The 25073-nt window shown below is 33.8% G+C and carries 22 protein-coding genes; 13 read left to right on the top strand and 9 right to left on the bottom strand.

The window, feature by feature from the left end; all coding sequences use genetic code 11:
- Window positions 1-25: 25 nt before the first annotated feature.
- Genes H6X70_RS12090 through H6X70_RS12080 form a run of 3 tightly spaced genes read right to left on the bottom strand, consistent with a single transcriptional unit; the run spans window position 26 to window position 1150 of the window.
- On the bottom strand, window positions 26-358 hold the full coding sequence (locus H6X70_RS12090; protein WP_194767952.1) for a hypothetical protein: 333 nt from the start codon (window positions 356-358) through the stop codon (window positions 26-28).
- Window positions 359-661, bottom strand: coding sequence for a DUF6787 family protein (locus H6X70_RS12085; protein ID WP_194767951.1), 303 nt, complete (start codon window positions 659-661; stop codon window positions 359-361).
- Window positions 662-697: 36 nt separating this feature from the next.
- Window positions 698-1150 (bottom strand): DUF6146 family protein, encoded by a 453-nt coding sequence (locus tag H6X70_RS12080; protein ID WP_194767950.1) that lies wholly within the window; start codon window positions 1148-1150, stop codon window positions 698-700.
- 186 nt (window positions 1151-1336) lie between these two features.
- Here H6X70_RS12080 and H6X70_RS12075 point away from each other — a divergent pair, with 186 nt between their 5' ends.
- Window positions 1337-1951, top strand: coding sequence for a DUF502 domain-containing protein (locus H6X70_RS12075; RefSeq protein WP_194767949.1), 615 nt, complete (start codon window positions 1337-1339; stop codon window positions 1949-1951).
- A gap of 86 nt (window positions 1952-2037) precedes the next feature.
- Here H6X70_RS12075 and H6X70_RS12070 read toward each other — a convergent pair whose 3' ends face one another.
- The 4 genes from H6X70_RS12070 to H6X70_RS12055 all read right to left on the bottom strand — a co-directional run bounded on the left by H6X70_RS12070 (window position 2038) and on the right by H6X70_RS12055 (window position 6150).
- The gene (locus H6X70_RS12070; RefSeq protein ID WP_194767948.1) at window positions 2038-2676 is read right to left on the bottom strand and encodes a DUF937 domain-containing protein; all 639 of its coding nucleotides are present in this window, start codon (window positions 2674-2676) and stop codon (window positions 2038-2040) included.
- A gap of 143 nt (window positions 2677-2819) precedes the next feature.
- A complete protein-coding gene (locus H6X70_RS12065) occupies window positions 2820-3770 on the bottom strand; it encodes a D-2-hydroxyacid dehydrogenase (protein ID WP_194767947.1) in 951 nt (316 codons plus the stop codon).
- A 180-nt stretch (window positions 3771-3950) separates the two neighbouring features.
- Entirely contained in the window at window positions 3951-5015 is a 1065-nt protein-coding gene (serC, locus tag H6X70_RS12060) for a 3-phosphoserine/phosphohydroxythreonine transaminase (RefSeq protein ID WP_194767946.1), read from the bottom strand.
- A 76-nt stretch (window positions 5016-5091) separates the two neighbouring features.
- Window positions 5092-6150: an acyl-CoA reductase gene (locus H6X70_RS12055; RefSeq protein ID WP_194767945.1), complete on the bottom strand. Its 1059-nt coding sequence runs from the start codon at window positions 6148-6150 to the stop codon at window positions 5092-5094.
- Between the two features lie 67 nt (window positions 6151-6217).
- Here H6X70_RS12055 and H6X70_RS12050 point away from each other — a divergent pair, with 67 nt between their 5' ends.
- From H6X70_RS12050 to H6X70_RS12025, 6 genes are all read left to right on the top strand, one after another.
- Window positions 6218-6571: a 4Fe-4S dicluster domain-containing protein gene (locus tag H6X70_RS12050; RefSeq protein WP_194768078.1), complete on the top strand. Its 354-nt coding sequence runs from the start codon at window positions 6218-6220 to the stop codon at window positions 6569-6571.
- A gap of 263 nt (window positions 6572-6834) precedes the next feature.
- Window positions 6835-7929 (top strand): redox-regulated ATPase YchF, encoded by a 1095-nt coding sequence (ychF, locus tag H6X70_RS12045; RefSeq protein ID WP_194767944.1) that lies wholly within the window; start codon window positions 6835-6837, stop codon window positions 7927-7929.
- A 93-nt stretch (window positions 7930-8022) separates the two neighbouring features.
- Complete coding sequence (locus H6X70_RS12040; protein WP_194767943.1) at window positions 8023-8514, top strand: SRPBCC family protein; 492 nt, start codon at window positions 8023-8025, stop codon at window positions 8512-8514.
- A gap of 350 nt (window positions 8515-8864) precedes the next feature.
- Window positions 8865-10715: a DNA topoisomerase IV subunit B gene (locus H6X70_RS12035; RefSeq protein WP_194767942.1), complete on the top strand. Its 1851-nt coding sequence runs from the start codon at window positions 8865-8867 to the stop codon at window positions 10713-10715.
- Between the two features lie 173 nt (window positions 10716-10888).
- Window positions 10889-11032 (top strand): hypothetical protein, encoded by a 144-nt coding sequence (locus H6X70_RS12030; protein WP_194767941.1) that lies wholly within the window; start codon window positions 10889-10891, stop codon window positions 11030-11032.
- 3 nt (window positions 11033-11035) lie between these two features.
- Window positions 11036-13666 (top strand): DNA gyrase/topoisomerase IV subunit A, encoded by a 2631-nt coding sequence (locus H6X70_RS12025; RefSeq protein WP_194767940.1) that lies wholly within the window; start codon window positions 11036-11038, stop codon window positions 13664-13666.
- A gap of 1 nt (window position 13667) precedes the next feature.
- Here the strand turns inward: H6X70_RS12025 and H6X70_RS12020 are convergent, their stop codons facing one another.
- Window positions 13668-14963, bottom strand: a complete 1296-nt coding sequence (locus H6X70_RS12020) for a carboxypeptidase-like regulatory domain-containing protein (protein ID WP_194767939.1) — start codon at window positions 14961-14963, stop codon at window positions 13668-13670.
- A gap of 327 nt (window positions 14964-15290) precedes the next feature.
- Here H6X70_RS12020 and bshC point away from each other — a divergent pair, with 327 nt between their 5' ends.
- From bshC to H6X70_RS11995, 5 genes are all read left to right on the top strand, one after another.
- A complete protein-coding gene (gene bshC / locus H6X70_RS12015; RefSeq protein ID WP_194768077.1) occupies window positions 15291-16892 on the top strand; it encodes a bacillithiol biosynthesis cysteine-adding enzyme BshC in 1602 nt (533 codons plus the stop codon).
- 85 nt (window positions 16893-16977) lie between these two features.
- Window positions 16978-18351, top strand: coding sequence for a pyridoxal phosphate-dependent decarboxylase family protein (locus H6X70_RS12010; RefSeq protein WP_194767938.1), 1374 nt, complete (start codon window positions 16978-16980; stop codon window positions 18349-18351).
- Window positions 18352-18411: 60 nt separating this feature from the next.
- A complete protein-coding gene (gene guaA / locus H6X70_RS12005) occupies window positions 18412-19947 on the top strand; it encodes a glutamine-hydrolyzing GMP synthase (RefSeq protein ID WP_194767937.1) in 1536 nt (511 codons plus the stop codon).
- 179 nt (window positions 19948-20126) lie between these two features.
- Window positions 20127-22055 (top strand): LysM peptidoglycan-binding domain-containing protein, encoded by a 1929-nt coding sequence (locus H6X70_RS12000; RefSeq protein WP_194767936.1) that lies wholly within the window; start codon window positions 20127-20129, stop codon window positions 22053-22055.
- A gap of 183 nt (window positions 22056-22238) precedes the next feature.
- Window positions 22239-22466: a DUF3820 family protein gene (locus tag H6X70_RS11995; protein ID WP_194767935.1), complete on the top strand. Its 228-nt coding sequence runs from the start codon at window positions 22239-22241 to the stop codon at window positions 22464-22466.
- Window positions 22467-22715: 249 nt separating this feature from the next.
- Here the strand turns inward: H6X70_RS11995 and H6X70_RS11990 are convergent, their stop codons facing one another.
- Entirely contained in the window at window positions 22716-22955 is a 240-nt protein-coding gene (locus H6X70_RS11990) for a hypothetical protein (protein ID WP_194767934.1), read from the bottom strand.
- Between the two features lie 158 nt (window positions 22956-23113).
- On the opposite strand from H6X70_RS11990, the gene H6X70_RS11985 reads away from it, so the two are divergent.
- Window positions 23114-25069, top strand: a complete 1956-nt coding sequence (locus tag H6X70_RS11985; protein ID WP_194767933.1) for a peptidylprolyl isomerase — start codon at window positions 23114-23116, stop codon at window positions 25067-25069.
- Window positions 25070-25073 lie beyond the last annotated feature (4 nt).

The raw sequence follows: 25073 nt of genomic DNA, 5'->3' as shown, positions 1-25073 counted from the left end.
TTTGTTTTAGTTTAAAAAAGAAATTTTAAGCTAAAACAGGAGGGCCTCTTAAGGAAAAAGAAAGCGGTTTGTGATGTTTGAGTGTTTTATAATTTATAATTGATACATTTTCAGGAGGATTGGTTTTAAACCAATAGGCCATAGTATCAATTAAAAGTATATGTGTGTGTAAAGGGAACTTTTGAAACTCACAATCTAAATCAACTTGATGAAAGTGAGTGGAGTCGTCTCCCGAGCAAACTTTGTGGTTATGATGCTCAAAAACATGCACAAACTTTGCTGCAGCAGGAAACAACAAAGTAGTCACAAGACATAAAGTGAGTATTCTAAAAATGATATGTTGCTTTTTTGCAATCATTTAATCTACAAAACGCTTTAAACCAATTCTGCGTAACATTTTTTTCTCGAAATTCCAGAAAAATTTATATTGACCAAAAAGCCATCCAAAAAAGACAAGCATGAATTGATACATCACAAATAATAAAAGAATTCGGATAGCCCAATACCCAAAACTTCCAAGGTTTTCACTTGTAATATTTAAGTAATTTAAAATGGGTTTACCGATGAAGGATGCTGTAGAACCTGTAACAGAAAACACTACAAGTATGACAATAACTTCCCAGTTATGTTCAATATCCCAACGTTCTTTTAGTTTTTTCACAAATGTAATTTAGGTGCAAAAATAGTTAAATCAAATTTAAATTCTAGGCTCAAAAGGCCCTAATCTTTGTTTATAGGTTAATTGGAAGTAAATGAAATAATTATAAAGTAAATAATTTACGTCGTAACCATAGTCTATGCCTTGATTGTAATTTATTTGTAATTCGTATAAATTTGGAGGATAACGTTGTGGCTGTAATACCCGCTGATTCCACTCCATGACATAAAGGTAGTTTCTATTTTCTAGAAAGCTTTGTGAGTAATACCCTTTTGGTCGCGCTGTACTTGCTACCCAATAATTAAAACCAGGTTCAATTATAATAATTTCATATTCTATCTCGTCGTTAGCAATGGTAACCGTATCATTTAGTTTTAAAGCTTCCAAACGTTCGTCCTGTGTTGTTGTAGTAGACTTTGATGTGTTGCAGCTAGATATAAAAAAGATTAGTAATAGTATACAAGCTAATTTATTTATAGAATTTAGTAGCATAGTTGTAAATTGATGTATTTGAAACAAATATTAAGATACAAAAAACAAATTAGAATTAATAAACTGTAGTCGTGAATATTATATCTGGTGTGAAGGGGTAAATTGCTGAAAATGTAATGATTCTTTAATTTGTAATTATATATTCGCATTATAAATATTAAATGGTAATCGTAATAAAATAACCCTATGAAAAATATTTTATCCTTTATAAAAACAACCTTAATTGGTGGATTGTTTTTTATTATTCCAATTTTTTTAGTGATTTTCTTAATTGAAAAAATATTACGTGTCTTTCGTAAAATTGTAGGTCCTATTGCCGATAAAATTGATTTTACTTTTTTAGGCGGACAAATAACATCTAAATTTATTGCTGTACTACTTTTGTTTATTTTATGTTTTATCGCTGGAGTGTTTGCAAGAACCAATAATGCTACTCGTTTTAAGGATTGGATAGAGAACAATATTTTGTCTAACGTGCCTGGTTATTCGTTATTAAAAGGCATGACAGAAGCCGCAGCAGGATTGGATTCTAAACATTTAAAAGACGTTGTACTTGTTGATATTGAAGAAGTTTGGCAAATTGGTTTTTTAATGGAACGGATAGACGATGAACTTAATGCGGTATTTATCCCTGGTGCTCCAAATCCTATGGCAGGCGATGTTGTTATTGTTAAATGGGATCGCTTAAAAAGAATAGATATTGAAGAAATAAATGTTATGAAATTTTATAGAAAATTAGGGGTAGACTCTGATAAAATTATCGATGGTAAGTTTGATAATTCTACGTTTTCAAAAAAATAAATAAGTGTTCGTATTTAAGATATAAAAAAAAAGCTGTGTGAATCGTTAATTATTTCACACAGCTTTTCTAATTTATAGTGATTGGATTATTTTCCACCAAATAAGCCACCTAGTACACCGCCAAGACCGCCTTTATTTTTATCGCCACCCAGCATCATTCCAGCTACATCATCAATAACGCTACCATCACCATCGGCATCTAGCATGCTTTCTAAGAAGTTTTGTTCTTGACCTGATGAGTTTCCACCTAATAAACCACCTAAAAGGCTTCCCATATCATTTGGTGAGTTTACATTTTGTTGCCTAGTTTGTTTGCCCAACAAACCCATTAAAAGCGGGGCTGCTATTTTTAAAATCTGACTCACCGAATTGGCATCCATACCAGATTTAGCTCCTAAGGTATTCTCAATGTGTTGTTGTTTAGAGCCTAAAACATGACCTAAAATATTTCCGCCGTCATTAATAACATCGGCGTTTACACCACCTTCAAATAAACTGCCTAGATTATCTAGGATACTGCCGTCATGTTTGCTATTTAAAGCATTCATAAGTCCTTCGGCACCTTGAGGGGAGTTAGCGTTTCTTTTCATCGCTGCTGTTAATAAGGGCAGCGCCATAGTTAAAACATCCTGTGTTTTGTTTTGGGGTTGGTTGGTTTGTCCAGCAACACCATTAACAATGGTTTTTCCGAGGTCGCTGTTTAATAAATCTAAAATTCCAGACATGATATAAATGGTTTAATTAATTAAATTATTTTATAAGGAACCTTGAATTTACAAAAAAAGTCCCAACCTTTTAGGGTTAGGACTTTAATATAAATTAAATTTTCTTGTAATATTCTTACTAAATAAGTTTTTTAGAAAAAATATTAGCCAAGAATATTAATGATTTGTTCTGCTAATTCAGTACCAATTCTATCTTGGGCTTCGTTAGTAGCTGCACCTGTATGCGGTGTTAAAGATAATGCAGGATTCATTAATAACTGAATTTCTGGCTTTGGTTCTTTTTCAAAAACATCTAATGCTGCTCTAGAAACTTTACCGCTTTCTAATGCTTTTACAAGCGCTACTTCGTTAATTACACCACCACGAGCTGCATTGGCAATAATAACTCCGTCTTTCATGATGTTAAATTCTGCTTCATCAATAACGTATTCGTCTTGAGCAGGAACGTGTAATGTGATAAAATCAGATTGTTTTAAAACGTCTTCTTTAGAAATGGTTTTTATATCAAAATTTACTTTCTGACCATCGAAAAAGTCCAATTCTAAATTTACTTGCTCTAAAAACGGATCGAAAGCAACCACTTTCATCCCAGCTCCAAGAGCTACTTTAGCTGTGGCTTGACCAATACGACCAAATCCTAAAACTCCTAAAGTTTTTCCTTTTAATTCGGTTCCTTTCGCGTAAGCTTTCTTTAAACCTTTAAAGTTTTGATCGCCTTCTAATGGCATATCTCTGTTAGAGTTATGTAAGAAACGTGCTAATCCGTAAAAGTGCCCGAATACTAACTCGGCAACAGAGTGCGAAGAAGCTGCTGGTGTGTTAATTACGCTTAAGCCTTTTTCTCTAGCGTACTCAACATCGATGTTATCCATACCAACACCACCACGACCAATAATTTTTAGTCCTGGACATGCGTCAATTAAGTCTTTACGTACTGTAGTTGCACTACGTACTAATAAAACAGTGATGTCTTTTTCGTTAATATAATTAATTAATTGTTCCTGTGCTACGGTTGTTGTAATCACTTCATGACCTGCTTTTTCTAAAGCATCGATACCACTTTGTGAAATCCCGTCGTTTGCTAATACTTTCATTTATCTAAGTTAAAAGTTAAAAGTTAAAAGTTAAAAGTTCTTTGAACGAACGATAAACCATTCAACTTAAAATTAAATTTTATTTATTTGAGTAAACCTGTTAACTGTGACTGGCTACTGCTACTTTTTATACGTTCGAGTAAGGCACTGAAAACAGCGACTGCTCACTGCAAACTTATTTTATGCTTTACTCTCTAATTCGCTCATCACTTCAACTAATGCTTTTACGCTATCTAAAGGTAAGGCATTGTACATAGAAGCTCTGTAGCCACCAACACTTCTGTGTCCGTTTACACCACTAATTCCAGCTTCTTTAAGCATAGTTTCAAAAGTGTCTTTTAATTTATCATCAGTTAAGTTAAAAGTCGCATTCATTGGCGATCTGTCTTCTTTGGCTGCAAATCCTGTAAATAATGGATTTAAGTCAATTTCAGAATACATAACAGTCGATTTCTTTTCGTTTTCTGCTTCAATTCTAGCAATACCACCTAATCCTTTTAACCACTCTAAAGTTAACATAGAGGTGTATACAGGGAAAACAGGAGGCGTGTTGTACATGCTGTCTGCTTTAATGTGTAATTGGTAATCTAAAATAGAAGGAATCTCGCGCGATACTTCACCTAAAATTTCATCTTTAATAACTACAAGTGTTGTTCCTGCTGGTCCCATATTTTTTTGAGCACCGGCATAGATTAAGCTAAATTTTGAGAAATCTAAAGTACGAGAAAAAATATCGCTACTCATATCACACACTAAAGGTGCGTTAGTTTGAGGAATGTCTTTAAACTGTGTTCCAAAAATAGTATTGTTTGATGTGTAGTGTAAGTAATCTAAATCTGAAGGAATTTCGATTCCTTTAGGGATATAGTTAAAATTAGCATCGGCAGAAGTAGCTACTTCTACAATGTTTCCAATTTTTTTAGCTTCTTTAATGGCTTTCCCACTCCAAGCTCCAGTGTTAATGTATCCTGCTTTTTTCTCTAAAAGGTTTAAAGCCACCATTAAAAATTGCGTACTTGCACCACCTTGTAAAAATAATGCGGTATAACCCTTGCCCTCTAAACCTAAAAGCTCTATAGCTAAAGATCTCGCGTTGTCCATGATACCTACAAAATCTTTACTTCTGTGAGATATTTCAATTAAGGATAAGCCACTATTATTATAATCTACAACTGCCTCAGAAGCTTTTAATAGAACTTCTTGAGGTAAAATACTAGGTCCTGCACTAAAGTTATGTTTTTTCATTTTTCTTGGTAAAAATTAAGTTGTAAAGGTCTTAATTAATTACATATTTTTAATTAAAAATTCTTTAAAAGTTTGGTCAAATCGCTAACAAAAATTCAACGGAATCCACATCATCTGCATAATCCCAAAGTTGAGGTTTTTGAGTGGCCCCAAACGGAATTTCTTTTTTTGTAAATCCGTTAGAAACAATACATTGAATTTGCTCTTTATTTGCTTTTAATTTTTCTGATAAAGCGTCTTTATTTTCATAATATTCATAAAAAACGGTAGCAATAGGCGAGGCTAAACTTTCATCTTCTTTAATCATGAAAAATCCGTTTTCAAGCATGTCAAATTCACTCATTAAATACACAGCCTTATTATAGTCATAATTGTTGGCGTATTTTGCTTTGTTAATAATAGGATGCCAGTGGTACATGCCTTCAAAAAAAGCATCAAAATTATAATTTTTAGGAAGGTATAATTTAGAGACGTTTCTACAGCCTAAACCGTAGTATCTAAAAATATCTTCCGAAAGGTTTTTTAAATCGTCTTCAGATTCTTTACCTGTTAAAACAGCAACCGAATTTCGATTATTTCTAATTATAGCAGGTTTATCTTTAAAATAATATTCAAAATAACGCGCGGTATTATTGCTTCCTGTGGCAATAACGGCATCGAAATTTTCAATTTTCCCTTCTGTAAAAGTGATTTTTCCCTTAAACTGAGGTTCTACATATTCCAAATATTTAGCTAAATAGGGTAGAAGATGTTTGTCGTTTGAAGACTGTTTAACCAAAACCTCATGGCCTGTAATAAGCACAGCTAAAAAATCGTGAAAGCCCACTAGTGGAATGTTTCCAGCCATAATAATAGCCACTTTTTTAGGAGTAACGTTTTCTGTGTTATATGGTTTTAACCAGGTGTTTAAGTTATCTAAGGTTAAGGCATCGGCCCAAGATGCTAATGCAAAACTGATATTTTCTGGGGTAAACCAACCATTGTGTTCTTCGGCTAATTTTAGCTGATGTTTAAAGCCATCGAAGAAAATATCGTTATGTTTAACATTATCGTCTTTTTGGATAACTTCATTAGAAAATTGCCTTAAAAAATCTCCTAAATTTATAAAAGCATTAATTCTTTCTTGTAATTGCATCCTTAATTTGGTTATGAAGGGTTTTGGCGTTATTTTTGCAATTGCAAATTTAGAAAGAAAAAACGCTATGGCAATTATAATAACAGACGAATGTATAAATTGTGGTGCATGTGAACCGGAATGCCCGAATACGGCAATATATGAAGGTGCAGATGATTGGCGCTACAAAGATGGTACGAGTTTGGAAGGAACAGTAGTATTAACAAATGGATCTGAGGTAGATGCAGATGAAGCTCAAGAACCTATTAGTGATGAGCTTTACTATATTGTACCAGATAAATGTACAGAATGTAAAGGATTCCATGACGAGCCTCAATGTGCTGCGGTATGCCCAGTAGATTGTTGTGTTCCGGACGACGATCACGTTGAAACAGACGACGAATTATTAGCTAAGCAGCGCTTTATGCACCCTGATGGTTAATAATAGTATATAATATTAATGTATAATTAAAATCCTGAGCTAATAGTTTGGGATTTTTTGTGTTGAATTAATATTTAAAAATTCAACCAACTTCCATTAATCATCAACTAAATTAAAGCTTCAAATAGTTGTAAAAAATAATCACGGAATTAACTACATTTGCAATCGCAAAATAATTACTACTTACTAAGTAAGTTCTTAAGCTAAATTAATATTATAAAAAAATTTCCGATGTCTCGGAAATAAAAAAAATCTATTTTCAAATGAAAGCAGGCATCGTAGGATTACCAAACGTAGGAAAATCAACTTTATTTAATTGTTTATCTAATGCTAAGGCGCAAAGTGCAAACTTTCCGTTTTGTACTATCGAACCTAATATTGGTGTGGTAAATGTACCAGATCCGCGTTTAGAAAAATTAGAATCTTTGGTAAATCCTGAGCGTGTAATTCCTGCCACTGTAGAAATTGTAGATATTGCAGGTTTAGTAAAAGGCGCGAGTAAAGGTGAAGGTTTAGGAAATCAGTTTTTAGCAAACATTCGTGAAACCGATGCTATTTTACACGTTTTACGTTGTTTCGATAACGATAATATTGTGCATGTTGATGGTAATGTCAACCCAATTCGCGATAAGGAAACTATCGATATGGAACTGCAGTTGAAAGATTTAGAAACAGCCGAAAAGAAACTTGATAAAGTAAAACGTGCTGCTAAAACTGGAAATAAAGAGGCGCAAAAGGAAGAAGCTGTTTTACTGAAAATTAAAGCAGGATTAGAAGCAGGGATTTCGGTTAGAGCTTTAGAGTTTGCTGAAGACGATTATGAAGATTTTGTAGTGCCTTCGCAGTTTATTACCGATAAACCAGTAATGTATGTGTGTAATGTAGATGAAGAATCTGCGGTTTCTGGTAATGCTTATGTCGATTTAGTTAAGGAAAACGTTAAAGATGAAAACGCTGAAGTTATTGTTTTAGCGGTTGGAACTGAAGCGGACATTAATGAATTAGACGATTATGAAGAACGCCAAATGTTTCTTCAAGATATCGGTTTAGATGAAGCTGGATCAGCTAAATTAATTCGTGGCGCCTATAAATTATTAAACCAACAAACCTATTTTACTGCTGGTGTTAAAGAAGTTCGTGCTTGGACTATTGATATTGGGGCTTCGGCACCACAAGCGGCAGGAGTTATTCACACCGATTTTGAAAAAGGTTTTATTCGTGCAGAAGTTATTGCTTATAATGACTATGTTGAGTATGGAAGCGAATCCAAAGTAAAAGAAGCTGGAAAAATGCGTGTTGAAGGCAAGAATTACATTGTAAAAGATGGCGATGTAATGCACTTTTTGTTTAATGTGTAATATTATCCTTCGATTATTTATAGGAAAAATATTTTTATAATTGCAGAATTTAATTATGTTTGCGGCCTAAATTGCTCCAAATTAAACTCTTAAATGCCTGAAATCCTACTTAAAACAGAAATTCATTCTGATATAAATACGTGTTTTGATTTAGCACGAAGTATCGATTTTCACAAGGAATCATTAAAACACACAGACGAAATGCCCGTTGCGGGAAAAACCACAGGACTTATTAAAAAAGGGGAGTGGGTAAGTTGGGAAGCTAAGCACTTAGGTTTCGTACAACATTTAACAACCAAGATTGTGGCCTTTGATAAACCGCATTATTTTGTAGGTGAAATGGTTTTTGGGGCTTTTAAGTCTTACCGTCATGAGCATATTTTTAAGGAAAAGGAAGGTTTTACTTTAATGATTGACAAGTTTTCTTTTGAAACGCCTTACGGCTTATTAGGTAAGTTTGTTAATTGGTTCTATTTAAAACGGTATATTACAAATCTTCTGAAGATTAGAAATAATATGCTGAAGTCTGCAGCCGAAAGCGAAAATGGTCATGCGTTTTTCTCAAAGCTTATAAATTCTTACTAATCGCATTCGTTTTTATTGTGTTTTTTATTTAAAATCATTCAAATAATCATCCCTGTTTTTTAAAATTGAAGATTTTCCTTCTTGGTTTTATTGGAGCCAGTTTTATATTGTTAAGTGTCGTTACTTAGTCTGCTTATTAGGTAGGAGCATTTGGTTAATCCTTAAATTTGTTGTTGTAAAATTTAAGGCTCACGCTATGTTGTAGTAGCTCTTAAAAAGAATCGGTCTAATCGAGGTTCTCAACAGGAATAAAATTTTATTGTTAATTACTTTGTTGGTCTGCTGTTTTATTTTTTATTTGGTTGTACTATATTAGCAATCTATCTTAAAAAAAACACAGCACCTACTTAATGGCAGAAACATCTAATTATACCGAAGATAATATCCGTTCGTTAGACTGGAAAGAGCACATTCGAATGCGTCCAGGAATGTATATTGGAAAGCTCGGAGATGGTTCTTCGCCAGACGACGGTATTTACATTCTGCTTAAAGAAGTTTTAGATAATTCCATCGACGAGTATGTCATGGGAGCTGGAAAAACCATCGAAATTTCCATTCAAGGCACCAAAGTTACGGTTCGCGATTATGGTCGTGGTATTCCACTGGGGAAAGTCGTAGACGTAGTTTCTAAAATGAACACAGGTGGTAAGTACGATTCTAAGGCCTTTAAGAAATCGGTAGGATTAAATGGTGTAGGTACAAAAGCCGTAAATGCCTTATCCTCATTTTTTAGAGTGGAATCTACGCGTGATAATAAAAGCGCTTCCGCGGAATTTGAGCAAGGAAACCTCATTAATAAAGAATTATTAGAAGAAACCTCGCGCAGAAAAGGAACAAAAGTATCCTTTGTTCCAGATGAATTAATTTTTAAAAACTATAAATTCAGAAGTGAATATATAGTAAAAATGCTGAAAAATTATGTGTACTTAAACCCAGGTTTAACCATAGTTTTTAACGGCGAAAAATATTATAGCGAAAACGGTTTAAAAGATTTATTAAGCGAAAATATTAATGAATCTGACCGTTTATATTCTATTATACATTTAAGGGGCGATGATATCGAAATCGCTCTAACCCACAGTAAAACGCAGTATAGCGAGGAATACCATTCTTTTGTAAACGGACAAAATACTACCCAAGGCGGTACACATTTAAATGCATTTAGGGAGGCACTCGTAAAAACCATTAGAGAGTTTTACGGTAAAAATTTTGATGCTTCCGATATTCGAAAATCTGTTGTAAGTGCTATTGCTATAAAAGTTATGGAACCTGTTTTCGAGAGTCAGACGAAAACCAAACTAGGTTCTACCGATATGGGTGGAGACTTGCCAACTGTACGAACTTATATCAACGATTTTGTAAAACGCTATTTAGATAATTATTTACATAAAAATCAAGAAGACGCCGATAAACTTCAGCGTAAAATTTTACAAGCCGAACGAGAGCGTAAAGAGCTTTCGGGCATTCGGAAACTAGCAAAAGACCGTGCTAAAAAGGCCAGTCTTCACAATAAAAAATTACGCGATTGCCGTGTGCATTTTGGCGATATAAAAAACCCAAGAAATCTAGAAACCACGCTGTTTATAACCGAGGGAGATTCGGCTTCGGGAAGTATCACAAAATCACGTGATGTTAACACCCAGGCGGTTTTCAGTTTAAAAGGAAAACCACTAAACTGTTACGGGTTAACAAAGAAAATTGTTTATGAAAATGAAGAATTTAACTTGCTTCAAGCGGCTTTAAATATTGAAGAATCTTTAGAAGATTTACGCTATAATAATGTGGTTATTGCTACCGATGCCGATGTGGATGGTATGCACATTCGTTTGTTGTTAATTACATTTTTCCTTCAGTTTTTTCCAGAGGTTATTAAAGAAGGACATTTGTATATTCTGCAAACCCCACTGTTTCGTGTAAGAAATAAAAAGGAAACCATTTATTGCTATTCCGATGAGGAACGACGTGACGCCATAGAAAAATTAAAACCAAAGCCAGAAATTACTCGATTTAAAGGACTTGGTGAAATCTCTCCCGATGAGTTTAAGCATTTTATTGGTGATGATATTCGATTAGATCCTATTATGCTAGATGACAACATGTCGATTGAAGATTTATTAGAATTTTATATGGGCAAAAACACACCAACACGTCAGGAATTTATCATCGATAATCTCAAAGTCGAGTTGGACGTGATTGAGTAGTTTTCTTAAAACTTTTATCGTTACTTTTATTAAAAATATAACGATAAATTAGTGATAAATTTTGTTGAAATTATTTAAGTAATTTTATCTTTAAATGTAACTTTGTTACAGCTAATAAAGATGAATTAATTTGTGAAACACCCCTGTTATTTTGGGGACAAAACTTAAGTAAGATGTTATATACAAAGAAAAAAGATTTAGAAATAGTACGTTCATACGAGTATCTTTATGTGTTTCCTGCTATCGATCAGGTAGAAAGATTACAAGCACGTGGAAGAGTAATGCTTAATGGCAAACCAAAACCTGTTAAAAAATAATTAATGATTGAAAACGGAGACGATTTAATTAACGAACAAGACGAACCTAAAGAAACCATTACCCGAGTTACGGGAATGTATAAAGATTGGTTTTTAGATTATGCTTCTTACGTTATTTTAGAACGTGCCGTTCCTGCTATTGAAGACGGTTTTAAACCTGTACAGCGCCGCATCATGCACTCCATGAAAGATTTGGATGATGGGCGCTATAATAAAGTAGCAAATATTGTAGGGCACACCATGCAGTACCATCCTCATGGGGATGCAAGTATTGCTGATGCCATGGTTCAAATAGGGCAAAAGGACCTATTAATTGATACCCAAGGTAACTGGGGAAATATTTTAACAGGCGACAGAGCTGCAGCCTCTCGTTACATCGAAGCCCGTATTTCTAAATTTGGCTTAGATGTTGTTTTTAATCCTAAAATTACCGAATGGCAAGCCAGTTACGATGGGCGTAGAAAAGAACCCATAAACCTGCCAGTTATGTTCCCGTTGCTTTTAGCTCAAGGAGGCGAAGGGATTGCGGTTGGACTTTCAACAAAAATATTACCACATAATTTTATCGAACTTATAGAGGCTTCAATAAAGCATTTACAAGGCAAACGATTTACACTTTTACCAGATTTTCCTACGGCAGGAATTGCCGATTTCTCTAATTACAATGATGGTTTTCGAGGCGGAAAAGTGCGTGTTCGTGCTAGAATTTCGCAACTCGATAAAAACACTTTGGTGATTACCGAATTGCCTTTTGGAACGACTACGTCTACTTTAATCGATTCCATTTTAAAGGCGAATGATAAGGGTAAAATTAAAGTCAAAAAGATTGAAGACAATACCGCTGCAGAAGTTGAAATTCTAGTGCATTTACCTTCGGGATTATCGCCAGATAAAACCATAGATGCCTTATATGCTTTTACCAGTTGCGAGTCCTCTATTTCACCTTTAGGCTGTGTTATTGAAGATAATAAACCATTGTTTATTGGCGTAACCGAAATGCTACGTCGCTCAACCGATAATACGGTTAATCTTTTAAAGCAAGAACTTGAAATTAGATTAGGCGAGTTTGAAGAGCAATGGCACTTTGCTTCCTTAGAGCGTATTTTTATTGAAAATAGAATTTACCGCGATATTGAAGAGGAAGAAACTTGGGAAGGCGTAATAAGTGCGATTGATAAAGGCTTAAAGCCACACATCAAACATTTAAAACGTGCCGTTACCGAAGACGATATTGTGCGTTTAACCGAAATTCGTATCAAACGTATTTCAAAGTTCGATATCGATAAAGCGCAACAAAAAATAGATGCTTTAGAAGAGCAGATTGCTGAAATTAAACACCATTTAGCAAACTTAATTGATTATGCTATTGCCTATTTCACAAGACTTAAAAAGGAATACGGGGAAGGTAGAGAGCGTAAAACCGAAATTAGAACTTTTGATGATGTGGATGCCACAAAAGTGGTTATTCGAAACACAAAACTGTATGTAAATCGAGCTGAAGGTTTTATAGGAACTTCTCTTAAACGCGACGAATATGTTTGCGATTGTAGTGATATAGACGACATTATTGTATTTACTAAAGAAGGTAAAATGATGGTGACTAAGGTCGATTCTAAAACCTTTGTTGGTAAAGATATCATTCATGTAGCGGTCTTTAAAAAGAAAGATAAACGCACCATTTATAACTTTATTTACCGCGACGGAAAAGGTGGTCCTTCATACATAAAACGCTTTGCAGTAACAAGTGTTACTCGCGATAGAGAGTACGATTTAACCAACGGAAACAAAGGTTCGGTTGGCTTATATTTTTCTGCAAACCCTAATGGTGAAGCCGAAGTGGTAACCATTTTATTGCGTCAAGCAGGAAGTATTAAAAAATTAAAGTGGGATATCGATTTTGCTGATATCCTTATTAAAGGACGTGTTTCTAAAGGAAACTTAGTTACTAAATATCCTATAAAACGTGTTGAATTAAAGGAAAAAGGCGTTTCTACACTAAAACCTCGAAAAATTTGGTTTGATGATACCGTTCAACGTTTAAATGTAGATGGTCGTGGCGAACTTATTGGTGAATTTAGAGGTGAAGATAAATTACTTATCATCAACCAATCTGGATTGGTTAAAACTGTAACACCAGAAGTGACCATGCACTTTGATGACGATATGATTGTTATGGAAAAATGGCAGCCTAAAAAGCCTATTTCTGTAGTTTATTTCAATGGTGAAAAAGAACTGTATTATGTAAAACGTTTTCTAATTGAGCAAGAAGGCAAAGAGGAATCGTTTATTCCAGACGACCCTAAATCGCAGTTGGAAATTGTTTCTACCGATTGGCGCCCAATGGCCGAAATTGTTTTTGCAAAAGAACGAGGAAAAGACAGAAAGGATAATCTAGAAGTCAATCTGGAAGAGTTTATCGCCATTAAAGGTATAAATGCCTTAGGAAATCAGCTTACAAAAGATAAAGTGAATCAAGTGAATTTATTAGATCCTTTGCCTTTTGAAGCACCAGAGGAAGTACATGCGGAAGATCTAGAAGTGGTTGATGAAACCGAGGTAGCCTCTGAAAACGAAGAAACTCCGAAGGAAAATCGGAGTTCTAAGGATGATGATTCGCAGACTACTTTATTCTAAATTAAGTACGCTCTAATTGCTTCTGAATTTTTTTAATAGCCGATTGAATGGACTTTTCAGGTTCTATAATATTATAAGCACCCCAAAATCTAGGATCTGAAAACCCCGAAGCTCTTTCTGTTAAAATGGTATGCGGTCTTAAAACTTGATTCTTAGTTTTGGTAAGTTTATCATCTTTAACTTCCCAGTCGGTTATCGCCATTTCACTATTTAATGTGTAAGTGCTATTAAATAGTTTTCCTTTCCAATTCACTTTAAAGGTTAATGATATGTTACTGTAAGCATAAAGCCATTTTCCATCATCACCGGTTCTGTAATTTACGCGATAGGCTGTTTCGGTTGGGTAAACTTCGGCTCTTTGCGGTTTTTTTCTAACAAACATGGGACTAGATAAGGCTCTGTTTGAAACATTTAAACTATAAACAGCATTGGTTAATGCGAATGTTTCAACATCAATAAAAAGTTTTCCATGGTATAAAGGTTCGTTTATATTTTCCTTTTGTTTAAAATTGATAACATAAATTAAACGGTCGTCAATTTTTGTAGTTTTACCAAAATTAAAGTCGTAATAAGGCATGGTCTCATTAGTAAAAATGTATTCTGGGTACTTAATCATATCAGTATAAAGATTACTAAATGGACCGCCCTGTAATTTTAATGCGATGGTATCTAATCGTTTATAATCGGTGGTTTTTCTAGCTTTTACCAATTCAACATAATCGGTTCTAAGATTGTTATAAGGCTCTTTGTGAATACGAATAACAGCCTCGGATAAGGATGCATTTTTTCTTCTCTTTTTAATGGTTTCACGGTAAAAGGCAGTCATTAACGTGTTTTTATTAGTGTATAGACTACTTTTTTTGCTTAAACATTCAAGTACAATTTCTTTAGCATTTTTAGCTTTTGAAACGATGCTAACTTCATCTAAAGTTGTTAAAACGGGTTTTAAAGCAATTTTTTTAGTCTGACTTAAATCGTTTATATGAAGTTCTAATTTTTCATAACCCAAATAGGAAATGTTAACCATACCTTCTGAATATTTTTCAGGAATTTTTAAGGCGAACAAACCATCACTATTAGTTACGGTACTAATATTGGTATTTTGAAGCACAATATCAGCAAAAATGAGTTCTTTATGTGTTTCAGAATCAATAACTTTACCTTCAATTTCTACGAAATTTTCTGGCTTTTCTTCAATTTCTACAATTGTTTCAGTTTCCTGGGCACAAACGCTGTTCACATTAATAAATAATAATGCGAACACAAATAATGTCGTGATATAGTTTGGTTTTTTCATGATAAAATGATTTAATGACTGCCCGAAAGGATAAATGGTTTATTGTTGAACTTCATAAAAAAGATCGTTTAAAATGATTTGATTAATTCAATTTTAAATATTTACTTTTCAAACAGCGTCATTAATATACGAAATTGTAGTGTAAAAACCTATTAATCAGTTGTTTTGATTGATGTTTTAAAGCGGTTTTATGATTATTTGTAAGGCTTTTCATTAGTTGCTATCTGGGTATCATCAAGACCTTACTTGCAAGAAGGATTTCTTAACTTAATTTTTAGATTTCCTGAAATAGAATAACAGTATATTTACATGATTTTTAAGTGGAATATGCAGCATAAAACCCTTCCTTTTAATAAAACAGGCTATTTTTCGTCGTTAATTTGTGATTATTTAGATGAAAATCACGAGTTAAAACCTTTTTATAATCGATTTCCTAATTTGGAAAATTTTCAGGCACAAATCGATGAAAAAAGCAAATCTTTTGAAGACGCTTCTAGAACCACTTTGGTTTCGGCTTTAAAGCAACAATATGAGGGTTTTGAAACTTCCGAATTAACAAAAAGTCATATTGAATTATTAAATTCTGAAAACACGTTCACAATAACCACGGGACATCAGCTTAATTTATTTACCGGACCTTTATATTTTTTATATAAAATTGTTTCGGCCATCAACCTTTCAAAAGCACTTAAAATAAAGTATCCCAAATGTAATTTTGTGCCTGTTTATTGGATGGCTACAGAAGATCATGATTTTGAAGAAATTAATTATTTCAATTTCAATGGAAAGAAAGTCCGTTGGAATAGAGAAGCATCTGGAGCTGTTGGCGAATTATCTACTGAAGGTTTAGAAGCTATTTTTCAGGTTTTTTCTGAAGAACTTGGGCAAAGTACCAATGCTAAAATTGTAAAAAAATGGTTTGAAGATGCCTATTTAAAACATGATAATTTAGCTGATGCGACTCGTTTTTTAGCCAATACTTTATTTCAAGAACATGGCTTGGTGATTGTTGACGCTAATGCTGCAGCACTCAAAAAACAGTTTGTGCCATATATGGAGAGCGAACTGCTAAATCAAGTGGCGTTTAATGCCGTTCAAAAAACTAGTGACGCATTGAGTAAGGTTTCCGAAGGATATAAAATTCAAGTAAATCCACGAGAGATTAACCTGTTTTACATTGTTAAAAACTTACGCGAACGTATTGTTTTTGAAGATGATTTATATAAAGTTTTAAACTCAGAAATCACATGGAACAAAAGCGAATTATTGAAAGAGCTTCATGTAAACCCAGAACGGTTTTCACCTAATGTGATTATGCGTCCCTTGTATCAAGAAGTTATTTTGCCAAACTTATGTTATATAGGTGGCGGTGGTGAATTGGCGTATTGGTTTCAGTTAAAATCGTTTTTTGATGCGGTTGAAGTCCCTTTTCCAATGCTATTACTACGCAATTCGGTTTTAATTCAAACTGAAAATCAGCATAAAAAATTAGAAAAGTTAGAGGTTTCTACTGAAGATTTATTTTTAAAGCGAAACACCTTCATTAATAAAAAAGTTAGAGAAATTTCGAATATAGATATCGATTTTTCAGAACAGAAAAAACACTTAAAAACACAGTTTTTAGCGCTTTACGACTTGGCCAATCAAACTGATAAATCGTTTTTAGGAGCAGTAAAATCTCAAGAAATAAAACAATTAAAAGGTTTAGAGCATTTAGAAAAACGTTTGTTAAAAGCTCAAAAACGAAAGTTGTCCGACCACGTTTTACGCATGACGGATATTCAAAATGAATTGTTTCCAAACCAGAGTTTGCAAGAGCGAAACACGAATTTTTCGCAGTTTTATATGGAATATGGCGAAACACTTATTCCTAGTTTAATAGAAAGTTTAGATCCATTAAATGATGAATTTTTAGTCCTGACTTTATAAAAATAGTCGAGGCTGTAAATGCTATATAAAACCCTGATTTTTTTCAGATAATGCTAATTTTATAACAGACACTAAAATAATTCTAATGCATAAAATTGATTTTGATTTAGTTGAAATGACCATGGATACCATGAAATATGTTATCGATAGAGTCTCTTCAACCACAACAAAAATTGGAAAACCCAAAAAAGAAGAAGAATTAAAAGCCTTGGTAGGGGAAACCGTTACCGAAAAAGGTATTGGTGGCGAGTACGCTTTTAATTTGTGGCGAAAGCATTTGGCTAAGGTAAATGTGCCTGTAGATCACCCAAGAAATTTAGCATTTGTACCGGCATCGCCAACACGCGCAGCCATTATGTTCGATTTGGTAACTGCGGCATCAAGCATTCATGGAGCATATTGGATGGAAGGTGCTGGAGGTATTTTTTGCGAGAATGAAGCCATGCGATGGATGGTGTCTTTAACAGGATTGCCAGAAGGTGCTTTTGGGGTGTTTACTAGTGGTGGAACCGCAGCAAACCTATCAGCTATAGTTGCAGCTCGTGAAAATTGGCGCAGTTCGAATGCCGTACATAAATTAGAAAAAGGCCTAATTATTACTTCCATTGGCGCGCATTCTTCAATAAAAGCCATGGCTAAAGTAGCCGATATTGATGTGGTTTTAGTTGATACCGAAAATCGTTTAGAAAAGGAAGCGCTTCAAGATACTATAGATGCTTTATCAGCAGAAGAAAAACAACGTTTATTCGCGGTAGTAGGAACAGGAGGAACTACCAATGCAGGGATTGTAGACGATTTAGAAGGTATAGCGCAAATTTGTGAAAAGGAAAATTTATGGTTTCACGTCGATGCTGCTTATGGTGGAGGTGCCTTAATGGCCGATTCTGTGAGACATTTGTTTAATGGTATCGATAAAGCCGATAGCATTACCATCGATCCACATAAATGGATGTTCTCGCCTTACGATTGTGGAGCAGTTATTTATAAAAATCCAGAATTAGCAAAGCAAGCCCATTCTCAACAAGGCTCCTATTTAGATATTTTTAAAGATGAAGGGGCGCATGGTTTTAATCCAACCGATTACCAAATCCAATTAACACGTCGTGTAAGAGGCTTACCTCTATGGTTTTCGTTAGCCACACACGGTACCGACCGTTATAAACAAGCGGTTGAACGTGGTATTGAATTGGCACAAATAGCAGGTAGATTAATCGAATCGATGCCACATGTTGAATTGGTTAGAGAACCTAGTTTATCTTGTGTTTTATATAGAAGAATTGGTTGGAAACCTGAAGATTATACGCATTGGACATACGAGAATCATGAATCTGGTTTCGCGTTAGTAACGCCAACCAAGTGGAAATCTGGCGATACTTTTGAAACCGTTTCACGTTTTTGTTTCATCAATCCAGATACTACTGAAAACGATATTCAGATGATTTTAGAGACAATGGTCTAAAAAAATATAAAAAACTGGACAGGTAATTCGTCAATAAAAAATCAATTCCTATTTTTGCGCATGCAACATGATAAGGTACTTATATTAGACTTCGGATCGCAATACACACAACTTATTGCCCGTAGAGTTAGAGAACTCAACATTTACTCCGAAATACATCCATTTAACAAAATTCCAACCAACCTAGATGAATACAAAGCTGTTATTCTTTCTGGGAGCCCTAATTCTGTAAGAGGAGAAGATGCTTTACATCCAGAATTATCTGCGATTAGAGGGGTAAAACCTATGCTTGCCGTTTGTTACGGTGCGCAGTATTTAGCTCATTTTTCAGGCGGCGAAGTAGCACCATCAAACACCAGAGAGTATGGTCGTGCTAATTTATCGTTTATTGAATCTGGTGAAGCGTTTTTTGAAAATATTAATGAAGGCAGCCAAGTTTGGATGAGCCATTCAGATACTATAAAAAAACTACCTTCAAACGGGGTTTTATTAGCTAGTACACATGATGTGAAAAATGCGGCTTATAAAATTGAAGGAGAAACAACTTATGCTATTCAATTTCATCCAGAGGTATATCACTCAACAGATGGCAAACAATTGCTAGAAAACTTTTTAGTTCATATTGCTGGACTGAAACAAGATTGGACACCAGATTCTTTTGTTGAAGAAACCGTTGAAGCCATTCAAGCAAAAGTTGGAAATGAAAAAGTAGTTTTAGGACTTTCAGGAGGTGTAGATTCTACAGTTGCCGCAGTGCTTTTAAATAAAGCTATTGGCAAAAACTTATACTGTATTTTCGTAAATAATGGCTTGCTTCGTAAAAACGAATTCGAAAGCGTTTTAAAGCAATATGAAGGGATGGGACTTAACGTAAAAGGCGTTGATGCTTCCGATCGTTTTCTTGCAGCTTTAGCAGGACTTGAAGATCCTGAGCTAAAACGTAAAGCCATTGGTAATGCTTTTATTGAAGTTTTTGATGATGAAGCCCATAAATTAACCGATGTAAAATTTTTAGCGCAAGGCACAATTTATCCAGATGTTATTGAAAGTGTTTCGGCAACCGGAGGCCCTTCAGCAACCATTAAAAGTCACCATAATGTTGGTGGATTACCCGATTTTATGAAACTTAAAATCGTAGAGCCTTTAAGAGCTATTTTTAAAGATGAGGTAAGACGTGTTGGAGCTACTTTAGGTATCGATCCTGAGTTATTAGGGCGTCATCCTTTTCCTGGTCCAGGTTTGGGAATTCGTATTTTAGGCGATATTACTGCCGAAAAAGTACGTATTCTTCAAGAAGTTGATGCTATTTTTATCAACGGACTTAAAGAATGGGGCTTATACGATAAAGTTTGGCAAGCGGGCGCTATGTTACTGCCTGTAAATAGTGTTGGTGTTATGGGCGACGAGCGTACATACGAAAAATGTGTAGCGCTTCGTGCAGTAGAAAGCACCGATGGTATGACTGCCGATTGGGTAAATTTACCATACGAATTCTTACAAAAAACATCAAACGACATAATAAATAAAGTTAAAGGCGTTAATAGAGTAGTTTACGACATTAGTTCTAAACCGCCTGCAACTATCGAGTGGGAATAGTAAAAGGTCTATAAAACGAGAAATTTTCATTTTAATAAAAGAATTTTTATACCGTTTTGTGGCACAATATATGTTTTAAAAAAGAAGGATGTTTATAGCATCCTTTTTTTAAAATGAAGTTTAGGCGTTCAAGTTAATGACGTTTTATTATATTTATCTCAGAAGATTATAACAAATTTATGAATAGAATATTTTTAGTACTGGTTTTTGTTTTTAGCTTTATATCTGTTAAAGCTCAAAATTTTAGCACACATAACGTAAAAAAAGGAGAAACGATTGAAGGCATTGCAGCAAAATACTATGTAACTCCAACCGAAATTTATAAGTTAAACCCAGATGCTAAAAAGGAATTAAAACCTAATACTGTTTTAATTATTCCAATTTCTAAAGCCGATAAACCTAATATTACAGTTACAAAAGAACTTCAAGGTTTTAAATCGCACCGAGTTAAACGTAAGGAAACGCTTTACAGTTTAACAAAAGAGTACAATGTAACCGAAAGCGAACTTAAAAAACACAATACCTTTTTGTACGCAGAACCTTTACGAAAAGGCGATAAACTTCAAATTCCAGTTTATAAAGTTACAGAAGTTATTGAGGAAGAGAAACCAACAAAATTATATACGGTTTTGCCAAAAGAAGGCAAATGGCGTGTGGCTTATAAATTTGGAATCACTTTAAAAGAGTTGGAAGCCTTAAACCCAGATATGGGTGATGTTTTAAAGGAAGGTCAGATTTTAAAAGTTCCAAATCTGGATGATACTGAAGAGAAAGTGGTTGATGATAAATATAGCTACTATAAAGTATTACCTAAAGAAGGCTTTTATAGGTTGAAAATAAAGTTAGGTTTAGAGCAGTCTGAAATTGAAGCACTTAATCCAGAGGTGGCCGAAACAGGTTTAAAATCAGGAATGATTCTAAAGATTCCGTTTTCAGAAGAAATCGCTCCAATTACCGGAGGTTCGACTATTGAAAAAGTAAATTTAACAGATAGTATTGTAGATTTTAGTTCAAAGCGTATTGCGATTATGTTGCCTTTTCGTTTAAATCGTGTCGATTTTAATACTGTTGACGAGTCCAAAAAAGCGATAAACAGTGATCCGTATTTAAATGCGTCATTGGATTTTTACACAGGCGTTTTAGTAGCTATCGATTCCTTGAAAAAATTAGGCATATCTCTAAAAGTCGATGTTTACGATACTAAAAACACAGTAAGTGAAGTTTCCAAAATAATTAATGATAATAATTTTGATGATGTCGATGCTGTTATTGGTCCGCTAACATCTATGTGTTTTACTAAAGCAGCTTCCGAATTAAATTCTAATCATATTCCAGTAGTATCTCCAATTGGCTTAAATTTGAAGCTACGTGATAATGTGTTTCAGTCTAGACCTTCAGATGAATTATTAAAGAAGAAAGTTATAAATTTTGTAAAATCAGATACGGTAAATAATGTATTAATTGTATCGGATTCTAAAACAAGTGCCATTGCAAATTCAATAAGACAAGAGTTTGTTGGCGCACAACATGTCCAATCTAGACTTAATAAAAAAGGAGAAGATGAGTTTTTTGTAACAAGAGAAGACATAGAAAAAAAGTTAAAACCAGGAAAAAATGTGGTGTTTTTAGAAACTAAAAACGAAGGTTTTGCTTCTAATGTTACAAGTATTTTGGCGTCTTTAATTAAAAAAGCAGACAAAGAATTAGAGCAAGAAGCTGTTAATATTACTTTGGTTACCACTAATATAAACTCAGCATTCGAAGGCGATCAAATTAACAATAATCATTTATCTAAACTTCAATTTCATTTTGCGACAGGTTCAAAAGAATATGATGAAAACGAAAAGAATTCATTTGTAAGCGCATATAACAAGCAATACAAAACCATTCCAAACAAACGTGCTGTAAAAGGTTTCGATTTAACGATGGATGTTGTTTTACGTTTAGTGTCTTCTAAAGATTTATACAGTTCAGCAAGTCAACCACTTTTAACAGAATATGTTGAGAATAAATTTGCTTATAAAAAGGAGCGCCAAGGGGGGTATTATAACGATACTGCTTACTTAGTAAAGCATGAAAACTTAAGAATAGTTAATGCTGAAGATTAACTTGTAACTTTATAAACAGGAGACTATCTGAAAAGTCAGTTACATTTGATTTGTCATATTGAGTTTTTCGAAACTAATATTGATTAGTAGTTGGTAGTATTTCGACAAACACAATATGATATTAAATATACTTTTTAGATAGTCTTTTTATTTGAGCCTAACAGGCCGTACTTCCATAAAAATATGCTCCCAGATAAACAATTCCTAATAGATTTAGCACATACAAAAATGCCTTTTGGCAAGTATAAAGACCGCTATTTAATTGATTTGCCAGAGTATTATATTGTGTGGTACCACAATAAAGGATTTCCAAAAGGGAAACTAGGTACTATGTTAGAACAGGTTTACGAACTAAAGTTAAACGGCTTGGAATCTATTATTCGAGATATAAAACAGCGGTTTCCTAAATAGAGGTTGTTTTAGTAGTGAAGTTTTTGTCATCTAGAGGTATCCTAGCTTAAAATAATTACCAAGAGATAACTGTATATTCTCAATTCAAATTCATGAAAAAAGTTATAATGGTAGTTTAAAATAATGTACTAATTCTAAAGATCCTTGGTAAGGAATATCCCCTTTAGGGGATTATAGGGGTGTTTTTTTGAAGCAAATGAAAATAGATTAAAAGTGACTACCCATTTCCGTTTATTAAGATTCTACACTTTATTCTTCAGAAAAAACTTGACCTCGATGTGGTTTTAAAGCATCTCGAACAGGTCTCATATCACTTTCATTTACAACTAAAAATGCAATAGCGTGCATGTCACTTAATGTGGTAAAACCTGTAATGTTTGCATCCAGATTTTCTATTTTAATATATTCTTTTAAATGGATGTTATGGTGTTCGGCTGTTTTAGTCGCATTTGGCCCGTGAAAGTCCCAAATTAGTTTAAGTTTTCGCATGCATTGTTGTCTTAAATGGATTGTAAAAATACATAATTTTCATGTTGAAAATTATAAAAGTAAGATTGAAATATTAGCCGTTTTTAATCGTTGATAAAACAACTTGTTATCTACGTTTATATTACTATTTTTGTAACTATTTAAAATATTTTGACCCTATGAAATTGAAACATTTTTTCACACTACTTTCAGTATTGTTTGTTCTTATTGTTCAGGCACAAACTGTTGAAGAAGAGGTGCTATTTACAGTTGGCGACGAGTCTGTGTATGCTTCAGAATTTATTCGTGTATATCAAAAGAATTTAGACTTAGTTCAAGATGAATCTCAAAAAAATGTTGACGAATACTTAAAATTATTCACCAGTTATAAGTTAAAAATTCAAGAAGCTAGAAGTTTAGGCTTTCATGAAAAACAGGCTTATCAAAAGGAATTAGAAAGCTACAAAAAACAACTGGCTCAAAATTATATTTCAGAATCTAAGGTTACCGAAGCTTTAGTTGAAGAGGCCTACGAACGTTTGTCTTATGATGTAAATGCCGATCATATTCTTGTAAAACTTTCTGCAAACGCCCTACCACAAGACACACTAGCTGCTTATAACGAAATTTTAAAAATACGTGATAGAGCATTGTCTGAAGGTTTTGAAAAGGTTAGAAGCGAAGTACACAACGGAAAAACCATTTACGGCGAAAAATTAGGTTATTTCTCTGGATTTAAAATGGTTTACGAGTTTGAAAGCGCTGCATATAATACAAAAGTAGGTGAGATTTCTATGCCGTTTAGATCGTCGTTTGGTTATCATATTGTGAAGGTTAACGATAAGCGTAAATCGGAAGGAGAGCGTGAAGTGGCACATATTATGATTCTAACCAAGCCTAACGACACCGATTCTATCGCTCAAAAGGCAGAACAAAGAATTAATGAAATATATAAGAAATTAAATCAAGGTGAAGCTTTTGAGGATTTAGCTAAGCAATTTTCAGAAGATAAAAATTCAGCAGCAAAAGGTGGAGCGTTACCGTCATTAAGTAGAGGGCAATTAAGTGTTCCAGAATTTGAAGACGTTGCGTTTAGTTTAGAAAATGTTGGTGATGTTTCAACGCCATTTCAATCGAAATTTGGCTGGCATATTGTGAAGCTTAACGGCAAGAAATTCATGCCCGATTTTGAAACCATGAAACCTGAATTAATCGAAAAAGTAAAACGCGACCCAAGGTCTAAGTTAATAGATGAAGCCTTAGTGGATAACTTAAAAAAGAAATACGGGGTTACTAAAAACCAACCTGCCTTGGCGTATTTTGAATCTATTTTAAACGATTCTTATTTTAAAAATGGTTGGGCAATACCAAACGGTTTTAAAGCAGATGACATTTTGGTAGTAATAGGAGATGCAAAATTTAAATACAAAGATTTTGCCGATTATTTACTTAGTACACAAAACCGCTCGAGACAAAAAATGCCAATTGAAACATTGGTGGATTCAAAGTATGAAGAGTTTCTAAAAACGAACTTGATGCAATATCAAGAAGCGCATTTAGAAAGCGAAAACCCAGAATATGCTAATATTATTAGTGAATATCGAGATGGCTTATTACTGTTTGAATTAATGGAAAATACCATTTGGAATACAGCTAAAACAGATTCTATTGCAATTAGAAATCATTATGATTCGCATAAAGAAAGCTACATGTTTCCAGAACGTATTGATGCTGTAATTGCATCTTCATCAAAGAAAAAAACACTTAAACAAGTAGCTAAATTGCTTAAACAAAATACCGATTTAGAAACTATAAAGTCTCAGATCAATAAAAACGATACTGTTGATGTTATTTTTACTTCAGGTATTATGGACGAAAGTCATCAAGGATTGCCTAAAGATTTTCAATTCCAAAAAGGGGTTTCTAAAATACTAAAACATAACGGGGGTTATGTGGTGGTTCAGGTTAAAGATATTTTACCTGCCTCTCAAAAATCTTTCGAGGACTCAAAAGGTGCAGTGGTGAACGATTATCAAACAATTAAGGAGCAAAAGTGGATTGACGAATTAGGAAATAAATACGAAGTAACAGTCAATCAAGAAGTTTTCGAAAAAGTAAAAGATCAACTTAAATAAAAAA

It is taken from the genome of Tamlana sp. I1 (assembly GCF_015355625.1).
GTDB lineage: Bacteria > Bacteroidota > Bacteroidia > Flavobacteriales > Flavobacteriaceae > Pseudotamlana.
This window is presented reverse-complemented; position numbering and strand designations above follow the sequence as displayed.

Coding starts and splice junctions, on each gene's coding strand:
- H6X70_RS12090 (WP_194767952.1), bottom strand. CDS start 358: ATGATTGCAAAAAAGCAACATATCATTTTTAGAATACTCACTTTATGT.
- H6X70_RS12080 (WP_194767950.1), bottom strand. CDS start 1,150: ATGCTACTAAATTCTATAAATAAATTAGCTTGTATACTATTACTAATC.
- H6X70_RS12075 (WP_194767949.1), top strand. CDS start 1,337: ATGAAAAATATTTTATCCTTTATAAAAACAACCTTAATTGGTGGATTG.
- H6X70_RS12070 (WP_194767948.1), bottom strand. CDS start 2,676: ATGTCTGGAATTTTAGATTTATTAAACAGCGACCTCGGAAAAACCATT.
- H6X70_RS12065 (WP_194767947.1), bottom strand. CDS start 3,770: ATGAAAGTATTAGCAAACGACGGGATTTCACAAAGTGGTATCGATGCT.
- serC (WP_194767946.1), bottom strand. CDS start 5,015: ATGAAAAAACATAACTTTAGTGCAGGACCTAGTATTTTACCTCAAGAA.
- H6X70_RS12055 (WP_194767945.1), bottom strand. CDS start 6,150: ATGCAATTACAAGAAAGAATTAATGCTTTTATAAATTTAGGAGATTTT.
- H6X70_RS12050 (WP_194768078.1), top strand. CDS start 6,218: ATGGCAATTATAATAACAGACGAATGTATAAATTGTGGTGCATGTGAA.
- ychF (WP_194767944.1), top strand. CDS start 6,835: ATGAAAGCAGGCATCGTAGGATTACCAAACGTAGGAAAATCAACTTTA.
- H6X70_RS12040 (WP_194767943.1), top strand. CDS start 8,023: ATGCCTGAAATCCTACTTAAAACAGAAATTCATTCTGATATAAATACG.
- H6X70_RS12035 (WP_194767942.1), top strand. CDS start 8,865: ATGGCAGAAACATCTAATTATACCGAAGATAATATCCGTTCGTTAGAC.
- H6X70_RS12030 (WP_194767941.1), top strand. CDS start 10,889: ATGTTATATACAAAGAAAAAAGATTTAGAAATAGTACGTTCATACGAG.
- H6X70_RS12025 (WP_194767940.1), top strand. CDS start 11,036: ATGATTGAAAACGGAGACGATTTAATTAACGAACAAGACGAACCTAAA.
- H6X70_RS12020 (WP_194767939.1), bottom strand. CDS start 14,963: ATGAAAAAACCAAACTATATCACGACATTATTTGTGTTCGCATTATTA.
- bshC (WP_194768077.1), top strand. CDS start 15,291: ATGCAGCATAAAACCCTTCCTTTTAATAAAACAGGCTATTTTTCGTCG.
- H6X70_RS12010 (WP_194767938.1), top strand. CDS start 16,978: ATGCATAAAATTGATTTTGATTTAGTTGAAATGACCATGGATACCATG.
- guaA (WP_194767937.1), top strand. CDS start 18,412: ATGCAACATGATAAGGTACTTATATTAGACTTCGGATCGCAATACACA.
- H6X70_RS12000 (WP_194767936.1), top strand. CDS start 20,127: ATGAATAGAATATTTTTAGTACTGGTTTTTGTTTTTAGCTTTATATCT.
- H6X70_RS11995 (WP_194767935.1), top strand. CDS start 22,239: ATGCTCCCAGATAAACAATTCCTAATAGATTTAGCACATACAAAAATG.
- H6X70_RS11990 (WP_194767934.1), bottom strand. CDS start 22,955: ATGCGAAAACTTAAACTAATTTGGGACTTTCACGGGCCAAATGCGACT.
- H6X70_RS11985 (WP_194767933.1), top strand. CDS start 23,114: ATGAAATTGAAACATTTTTTCACACTACTTTCAGTATTGTTTGTTCTT.